Below are 8,341 nucleotides of genomic sequence, written 5' to 3'. Positions count from 1 at the left end.
TTCTGGCGCGCGCGCCCGCCCCCCCCCCCCGCCCCCCCCCCGCGGGGGGGCGGCCCGGGGGGGGGGCCCCCCCCCCCCCCCCCCGGCGGTCTTAGCGGGCGCCGCCGGCGGCACCGCGACGGATGCCCAGGCGGTCGACGAGCGTACGGAAGCGCTCGATGTCCTTCTTGGCCAGGTACTGCAGCAGGCGGCGGCGCTGGCCGACCAGGATCAGCAGGCCACGACGCGAGTGGTGGTCGTGCTTGTGCAGCTTGAGGTGCTCGGTCAGGTCCGAGATACGGCGGGAGAGCATGGCCACCTGGACCTCGGGGGAGCCGGTGTCGCCCTCCTTCTGGCCGAACTCGGCGATGATCTGCTTCTTGACGTCAGAGGCGAGAGCCACTGCAACTCCTTCGGGGTCTACCGAGCGGTCCTGGTCGACAGCACAGGACTCATCGAGAACTCGGTGTCGTGAGAGCGGCCGGCGCGCTGCAGCCCACGGAGGGGCGGCGGACACACGGCTGCGCTCGGAGGCCAAGCGTACCAGTGCCGCCCATCCGGCTGTCCGCCACCCCCGAGGGGGGTGGCGGAGCGTTCCCGGGAGGGGCGGCGGGCGGCACGGCGCGGGTCAGCCGGTGGCCCCGCGGACCAGTCGGTAGATGTCCAGGACGGCGAGCGCCAGCGGGACCAGCGAGATCAGCGTGAGGCTGTCGACCAGGTCCAGGATGCGCCCCCAGAACGGGGAGACGCCGAGCCGGGGCACCACCAGGGCGATCGCGACGAGCAGCGCGGCGCCGAACGCGATGGAGGTGGCCAGCCAGACCGTGCGCAGGTCGAGCTGGGTGGTGGAGCCCGCGACCCGCAGGAAGAACTGCGGGGTGTGCAGGGACAGCCCGACGATCAGCAGGGACAGCCCGAGCAGGCCGGCCACGGTGAGGCTGAGCACCTGTGCGGTGTAGCGGAACAGCCGGGCGCGCAGCATGGTGGCCAGGCCCAGGGTGAGCGCGAGCAGCTCGGGGAAGGTCTCGTCGGTGAAGCCGAGGACCGCGCAGGCACCGACCACGACCGCGGCGCAGCCGCCGACCAGGCCGACCAGCACCTCGTGGCCGCGGCGGGCCTGGTGGGCGATCTTCTCGTACTGGACGGCCTCGGCGCGCTCGGCCTCCTCGTCGTAGTCACGGCTGCGGGTGCGGGTCTGGCCGGGGGCGCTGAAGCCGACCGGCAGCCTGGCGAAGCGGGCGGAGAGGCTGGGCAGGAAGCCGACGGCGGCGACGGCGGCGACGCCGGTGACGGCGGCGATGTGCCCGGCCGGGGTCTCCGGCATCAGGACCGCGGCGAAGGTGGCGAGCGCGCCGGCGGTGGCGACCAGGGCGGCGGCGACGAACACCGCGTCCTTCTCCGGCAGCAGGCCGGTCAGCAGCACGGCGACCACCAGGACGGTCACGCAGCCGGCCAGGAACTGGACCCGGCCGGGGCCGTCCCACGGGTGGGCGACGGCGATGAGGCCGCTGCCGCCGATCATGGCGTGCGGCAGCGCGCCGAGGCCGAGGGCGAGGGCGGCATGGGGGTCCTGGTAGACCCGGGCGCGCACGCCGGCCAGCGCGGTGAGCACCACGGCGATCACGCCGGCCAGGACGCCGGGCAGGCCGTGCATGTCGTGGCGCAGGTCGGAGAACCAGAGCGCGAAGCCGAGCAGGGTGAGCAGCACCCCGGCCCCGATCAGGCCGAAGCCGCGCATCAGCTCGGCGGTCCAGAACCGGCGGTCGGCCTCGACGGCGCTGGCGATCGCGTCGGCGACGTCGTCGTAGACCGCCGGCGGGAGGGACTCGGCGAACGGGCGCAGCGCGAGCAGGTCGCCGTCGCGGACCTGCTGGGCGGCCAGCGGCAGACCGCTGTCGAGGACCGTGCCGTCGCGGCGGACCAGGTGGAAGCCGGTGGGGGTGCCGTCGGGCTGGCTCTGGTTGGCCAGGCGCAGCACCTCGGGGTAGACGTCCGCGAGCGGGACGTCCTCGGGCAGGGCGACGTCGATCCGGCGGTCCGGGGCGACGACCGTCACCCGGCAGTAACCGGTCGCGGCGGCACTGGTCATGCCCCCACCTCGCTCCTTCGACGCACGTGGCGCTCCCCCTTGTTGACGGTGCCGAGGCACGGCGGCGCTCGGTGTGGCGGCGGAACCGGCCCGACCGGGCCGAGAGTTGACGCAGCGTCACCCTACCCGCTCGGTCGGTGACCGGGGCCCGGCGGGCGGTGCGGGGGCGACCGTTAGGATCGGCGCCTGCGCGAAGGTACGGGGGCCTGCGCCGTGTGGGGCGTCCTCAGCCGCCGGAATCCCGTACGGACCGTACGCAGTCGCGTGAGGCTGATGCCGAAGTCATCGATCGACGCCACGGGGTGGATGACACATGGGTGTGATCACGGTCAAGCGACCGGCCAGGGCCTATCCGCCCACCGTGCCGGACGAGCCGGTGGAGCTGGTGAGCCCGCCCGAACTGCCCCGGCAGGGCAGCGAGGACTGGCTGATGGGCATCCTGCCGATGCTCGGCATGGGCGGGTCGGCGGTGTTCTTCTTCTCGCCCGGCGCGGCCGCTCCGATGAAGGTCATGGGCGGTCTGGTGATCGTCTCGACGGTCGGCATGGCGCTGGCCCAGATCGTGCGGGCCCGCAAGGGCGGCTCGACCGCGATGGCGGACGAGCGGCGCGACTACCTCAAGTACCTGCAGCAGACCCGCCGTCAGGTGCGCCGCACGGCGGAGCGCCAGCGCGGTGCGCTGCTGTTCCTGAACCCGGCGCCGGACCAGCTGTGGTCGATCGTCGAGGACGGCCGTCGACTGTGGGAGCGGCGCACCGGGGACGGCGACTTCGCGCAGATCCGGGTCGGCCTCGGGCCGGTGCAGCTGTCCACGCCGCTGATGGCGCCGCAGACCGCGCCGATGGACGAGCTGGAGCCGCTGTCGGCGGCCGCCATGCACTCCTTCATGAAGGCGCACGGCACCCTGCAGGACCTGCCGTTGGCGGTGTCGCTGCGGGCCTTCTACCACATCACGGTGTGCGGGGACCCGGACTCGGTGTGCGGCACCGTGCGCGCGATGATCGCCCAGTTGACCACCCTGCACTCGCCGGACGACCTGATGGTGGCGGTCGCGGCGGCGCCCGGCGCGGCCGAGGAGTGGGAGTGGGCCAAGTGGCTCCCGCACAACCAGCACCGCAAGGACGCCGACGGCGCGGGCTCGCGCCGGCTGTTCGCCACCGACCTGGGCGATCTGGAGTACCTGCTGCAGGACGAGCTGGCCGGTCGCCAGCGCTTCGTCCGGGACGCGGCACCCGCCGCGGACCAGCCGCACCTGGTGGTCGTCATGGACGGCGCCGGGGTGCCGCACGACTCGCTGCTGGCGAGCCCCGAGGGCGTGCAGGGCGTGACGGTCATCGAGGTGGTCCCGGGCGAGGTCGACGAGCCGAGCGGGCACCTGATGGTGACGGTCAACGCCGAGGAACTGGTGCTGCGTTCGGCCTCCGGCGCGACGTACACCGGCAAGCCGGACCTGCTCTCGATGTGGCAGTCCGAGGCGCTGGCCCGGCAGTTGGCGCCGTACCGGGTCTCGGCCGGCGGTGACGACGAACCGCTGCTGTCCAACCTGGACTTCACCGACATGATGAGTTCGGGCGACCCGGGCTCCTTCGACGTGAACCGCAGCTGGCGCCAGCGCGCCCAGCACGAGCGGATGCGGGTGCCGATCGGCGTCGGCGCCAACGGCGAGCACGTCTACCTGGACATCAAGGAGGCCGCGCTGGAGGGCATGGGCCCGCACGGCCTGTGCGTCGGCGCGACCGGTTCCGGCAAGTCGGAGCTGCTGCGCACCCTGGTGCTCGCGCTGGCGATGACGCACTCCTCGGAGATCCTGAACTTCGTCCTCGCCGACTTCAAGGGCGGTGCGACCTTCTCCGGCATGGCCGACATGCCGCACACCTCCGCGGTGATCACCAACCTGGAGGGCGAGCTCACCCTGGTCGACCGCATGCGCGACGCGATCGAGGGCGAGCTGCACCGCCGCCAGGAGCTGCTGCGCTCGGCGGGCAACTACGCCAACATCCACGAGTACGAGCGGGCCCGGGCGGCCGGCGCGGCGCTGGACCCGCTGCCCTCGCTGGTGCTGATCATCGACGAGTTCTCCGAGCTCCTCACCGCCAAGCCGGACTTCATCGAGATGTTCATCCAGATCGGCCGGATCGGCCGGTCGCTGGGCGTGCACCTGCTGCTGGCCTCGCAGCGCCTGGAGGAGGGCAAGCTGCGCGGCCTGGACACCTACCTCTCCTACCGGATCGGTCTGCGCACCTTCTCGGCGGCCGAGTCGCGGGCGGCGATCGGCGTGCCGGACGCCTACCACCTGCCGCCGGTGCCGGGCGTCGGCTACCTGAAGTTCGGCGAGGACGTGATGGACCGGTTCAAGGCCGCGTACGTCTCGGGGCCGTACCGGGCGCCGGGGCAGCAGCGGTCGACCGGCGGGCGGCGGGTCGCCGCCCGACCGGTGGAGTTCACCGCGGCCTTCGTGGACCTGCCGGACCCGGTGGAGGAGGAGGCGCCGCCGGCACCGGAGCAGGACGACGCGCTGGTGGACACCGTGCTGGACGTCTTCGTCCAGCGGATGGCCGGCCAGGGCCCGGCCGCGCACCAGGTGTGGCTGCCGCCGCTGGAGGAGGCGCCGAGCATGGACCACCTGCTGCCGCCGCTGCAGGTCGCGCCGGATCGCGGGCTGACCGCTCCCGGCTACCCGGCGGGGCGCCTGCGGGTGCCGATCGGCATCGTGGACCGGCCGCGCGAGCAGAAGACGGACATCCTGGAGGTCGACTACGCGGGGGCGGCCGGCCACGGCTTGGTCGTGGGCGGTCCGCGCTCGGGCAAGTCGACCGTGGTGCGCACCGCGGTCGCCTCGTTCGCCCTCACCCACACCCCGCTGGAGGTGCAGTTCTACCTGCTGGACTTCGGCGCCGGCAGCTTCCAGTCGCTGGCCGGGCTGCCGCACGTCGGCGGGGTGGCCGGGCGCCTGGACGTGGACAAGGTCCGCCGGATGGTCTCCGAGGTGCACGGGGTGATGAACCGGCGCGAGGAGCTGTTCCGGGCCACCGGGATCGACACCATCGGCACCTACCGGGCCCGCCGGGCGGCCGGGCAGCTACCGGACGAGGCCTTCGGCGACGTCTTCCTGGTGATCGACGGCTGGAACACCTTCAAGCAGGAGTTCGAGGGTCTGGAGCCGGTGATCGGCGACATCGCCCAGCGCGGCCTCGGCTACGGCGTCCACCTGATCATCACCGCGGCCCGCTACGCGGAGGTCCGCCCGGCCCTGAAGGACCTGCTGCAGAACCGCACCGAGTTGAAGCTCGGTGACCCGATGGAGTCCGAGGTGGACCGGCGGTCGGCGCAGAACGTGCCGCCGCAGGCCGGTCGCGGCATCACCCCGGAGCGGCTGCACTTCCTGTCCGGCCTGCCGCGCCTGGACGGCTCCTCCGGCATCGACGACCTGCAGGAGGGCGTGGCCGGACTGGTCGGCGCGATCGACGGGGCCTGGAGCGGGCCGCGCGCGCCGCAGGTGCGGATGCTGCCGGCCGTGCTGGACGGGCACTCGCTGCCGAAGGGCTTCGAGCACCCGGAGCGCGGCGTGGCCTTCGGCGTGGACGAGGCGGAGCTGGCGCCGGCCTTCGTCAACTTCGAGACCGACCCGCTGTTCATCGTCTTCGGCGACACCGAGTCGGGGAAGTCGGCGGTGCTGCGGATGCTGATCAAGCAGATCACCGAGCGTTACACGCCGGACCAGGCGGGCATCGTGGTCGGCGACTACCGGCGCGCGCTGCTGGGGACGGTGCCGCCGGAGTACCTGGTCGAGTCCGCGGCGGCCCGACCCGCCATGTCGGCCGTGGTGGACATGCTGCGCGGGGCCTGCTCCCGCCGTCTCCCCGGCCCGGACGTGACCGCCGAACAGCTGCGCAACCGCAGCTGGTACAGCGGCAAGGACATGTTCGTGGTCGTCGACGACTACGAACTGGTCGCGACGGGCTCGGGCAACCCGCTGGCGCCGCTGGCCGAGTTCCTGCCGTTCGCGCGGGACATCGGCCTGCGGGTGATCGTGGCCCGCAGCGCGGGCGGCGCCGGCCGCTCGCTGTACGAGCCGGTGCTGCAGCGGATGCGCGAGCTGGGCGGCCAGGGCGTGATCCTGTCCGGCAGCCGGGACGAGGGCGCGCTGCTGGGGACGGTCAAGCCGCAGGCGCTGCCGCCGGGCCGCGGCATCTACGTGTCACGCCGCGTGACCGGCGGGCAGATGGTCCAGACGGGCTGGCTGCCGGTCGCGTAGCCGGGCCGTCCGTCACGGACGGTGATCGAAGGGGTCGGACTCCCGGGAGTCCGACCCCTTCGGCGTCCCAGGTGCTGAAACGTTACCTAGATCTTTCCCGGCGGGTGCTGCGGTTCCCGTACCCGGCCGGGGCGTCCCCGAGGCCTTCGGGGGCGCCTGGGCGTACCGTCGCCCATCCGAACCGGGACCTTCGAATGGCAGCCTTCAACCCTTTGTTCACCTTCGATTCAATCGAGATCCAGTTCAGGTAACAAGTCGGACAAAGCACACAATGGCCGAACGTGATCATCGGATCGCATGTTTATGCCGTTTGCCGCAACGGATTCCGAAGCAGTTCCGACGTTGACGCAATCAATACGCCCAAGGTTCCATGGCGGCCCGGGAGCGACTGGACCAGAACCCGAGCAACCAGCCCAGCGGAGGCGATACCGCTCCCACCCCAGGACCGCACAGAGCCGATCGGAAGCCACATGACCGACACGCTTCGCCCGCCACAGCACGTAGCCGCCCCGGCGGCCGAGGCGGCCGCGCCCCAGCAGCTCAAGCGCTCGATCGGCGTGGTGGGCGGCACCCTGCTCACGCTGTCCTGCGTCACCCCGGCATCGACGCTCTTCGTGATCGTGCCCGAGCTGTTCTCCAGCATCGGCAGCGCCACCGCCCTGGCCATCGCCATCGGCACCGTGCTCTGCGTCGCGGTCGCGTTCTGCTACTCCGAACTCGGCACCCTGATCCCCAGCGCCGGCGGCGAGTACGCCATGGTCGGCACCCTGGCCGGACGGCTGATGGGCTGGCTGGTCTTCGTGCTCTCGCTGATCGTGGTGATGATCGTCCCCTCGGTCATCGCCCTCGGCACCGCCGACTACCTCGCACCCGTGCTGCACCTCGACAAGGCCATGACCGGCGCCGCCGTGATGCTCGCCGCCACCCTGGCCGGCCTGCTCGACCTGCGTGCCAACGCCTGGATCACCGGCATCTTCCTGGTCCTGGAGGTCATCGCGGCCGGCGTCGTCTCGGTGCTCGGCTTCGCCCACGCCAACGGCAACGCCCCCAGCCTGCTGCACGGCGTGGTCGCCGGGGACGGCGGTACCACCACCACGGTGAGCGTCGGCGCCATCGTCGGCGCACTCGGCATCGCCCTGTTCATCACCCAGGGCTTCTCCACCGCCGTCTACCTGTCCGAGGAGCTGGAGAACCCCCGCCGCAACGTCTCCCGCACCGTGCTGTGGACGCTCGGCATCTCCGCCGCCGTCATCCTCATCCCGGTCGTCGCCATCACCATGGGCGCCCCCGACCTGCAGACCCTGACCTCCGGCGACATCTCCGGCATGGTCACCGCCTGGAGCAACTCCGCGGTCGGCACCTTCATCAGCCTCTGCGTCGCGCTGGCCATCATCAACGCCGGCATCGTCATGGTCATCCAGAACTCCCGGGTGCTGTTCGCCTCCGCCCGCGACAAGGCCTGGCCCGAGCCGGTCAACAAGGCCTTCGCCACCCTCGGCCGCTTCGGCTCCCCCTGGATCGCCACCCTGGCCGTCGGCCTGCCCGGCGCCGCGCTCTGCTTCGTCAAGGGCGAGCTGCTCAGCAACATCACCGGCGTCGCCGTCACCGGCATGTACCTGCTGGTCGCGATCGCCGCGCTGCTCTCCCGCCGCGCCCACCACAAGCACGCCGCCGCCTGGCGGATGCCGCTGTGGCCCGCCGTCCCGATCGCCCTGGTCGCCGTCCTCCTCTACGTGATGACCAAGCTGGACGCGGAGCCCCTGCTGTGGACCGGCGGCATCACCGCCGTCGCCACCCTGTACTGGCTGTTCTACCTGCGCCCCCGCCAGGAGACCCGCTGGGTGATCAGCCTCCCCGAGGACCAGCAGGGCTGACCCCCCGGTCCCCCACCTCCCCCACACAGCGGTGGGGGGGGGGGGGGCCCCCCCCCCCCCGCGCCCCCCCGCCCCCGCCCCCCCCCACCCCCCCCCCCCCCCCCCCCCCCCCGCCCCCCCCGCCCGCCCCCCCCCCCCCCGCCC

4 protein-coding genes are annotated in these 8,341 nt (G+C 72.7%); 2 read left to right on the top strand and 2 right to left on the bottom strand.

The window, feature by feature from the left end; all coding sequences use genetic code 11:
- Window positions 1–91: 91 nt before the first annotated feature.
- Both rpsO and eccD read right to left on the bottom strand, forming a co-directional pair.
- A complete protein-coding gene (gene rpsO, locus ACFV0O_RS29215) occupies window positions 92–382 on the bottom strand; it encodes a 30S ribosomal protein S15 (RefSeq protein ID WP_030245440.1) in 291 nt (96 codons plus the stop codon).
- Window positions 383–607: 225 nt separating this feature from the next.
- Window positions 608–2,068, bottom strand: a complete 1,461-nt coding sequence (gene eccD, locus ACFV0O_RS29210) for a type VII secretion integral membrane protein EccD (protein WP_380346646.1) — start codon at window positions 2,066–2,068, stop codon at window positions 608–610.
- Between the two features lie 313 nt (window positions 2,069–2,381).
- Between eccD and eccCa the strand changes: the two genes are divergently transcribed.
- Window positions 2,382–6,323, top strand: coding sequence for a type VII secretion protein EccCa (gene eccCa, locus ACFV0O_RS29205; RefSeq protein WP_380346645.1), 3,942 nt, complete (start codon window positions 2,382–2,384; stop codon window positions 6,321–6,323).
- Window positions 6,324–6,793: 470 nt separating this feature from the next.
- Window positions 6,794–8,197, top strand: coding sequence for an APC family permease (locus ACFV0O_RS29200; protein ID WP_380346644.1), 1,404 nt, complete (start codon window positions 6,794–6,796; stop codon window positions 8,195–8,197).
- Window positions 8,198–8,341: the final 144 nt, after the last annotated feature.

It is taken from the genome of Kitasatospora sp. NPDC059577, assembly GCF_042735475.1.
Lineage (GTDB): Bacteria > Actinomycetota > Actinomycetes > Streptomycetales > Streptomycetaceae > Kitasatospora.
This window is presented reverse-complemented; position numbering and strand designations above follow the sequence as displayed.